Source organism: Pseudomonas sp. RA_35y_Pfl2_P32 (assembly GCF_963970735.1).
Lineage (GTDB): Bacteria > Pseudomonadota > Gammaproteobacteria > Pseudomonadales > Pseudomonadaceae > Aquipseudomonas.
Genome location: NZ_CAXAQF010000207.1, coordinates 1 through 521 on the forward strand (window position 1 = coordinate 1; position 521 = coordinate 521).

At 64.5% G+C, this 521-nt stretch carries 2 protein-coding genes; both read right to left on the reverse strand.

The genetic code is table 11. The features are described 5' to 3' along the window. Positions 1-309 (reverse strand): methionine biosynthesis protein MetW (locus AACY45_RS27890; RefSeq protein WP_339548699.1); only part of this gene is annotated, 309 nt, incomplete at its 3' end. Beyond that, on the reverse strand, positions 306-521 hold a 216-nt coding region (locus AACY45_RS27895; RefSeq protein WP_339548701.1), incomplete at its 5' end, for a GNAT family N-acetyltransferase. The genes AACY45_RS27895 and AACY45_RS27890, both read right to left, overlap by 4 nt.

A 521-nucleotide genomic window follows, 5' to 3' on the forward strand; every position in this document is an offset into this window, starting at 1 on the left:
GCGAAGCAAATGATCGAGCACCACGTCCGGGCGGCGCGCGGTCTGCAAAGTCTGGCTTAGGATTGCGTAATCGAAGCTCGCATCGGGATAATCCGCCAGATCGATATCGGCATCGCCCTGGATTACCGACAGCCCCCGCGACACCGCCGCTGCCACATTCGCCGAATCGAGCTCCAGTCCGCGCGCATCGACACCCTTGGCGTCGCGCAATGCCGCCATCAGCGCGCCGTCACCGCAGCCGACATCGAGAATGCGGCTGCCGGGTGCGACATGGTCGGCAATGATCGCGAGATCGGGGCGCAATGTCATGACCGCAGGCTCGCCGCAAATACCGGATCGAGCCGTTCCATATAGTTTTCCGGTCGGATCGGCGCGTGGAACCCAAGTGCTGCGTAAACGCCGTGCGCGTCGCGTGTGACCAGGGCGACCCGTCGAATGCCGTGATAGCGCGGATGATCGACGAACCATTGCACCATGCGCCGCCCGAGCCCGGCACCGCGCGCCTCATCGTCGACCCAGAC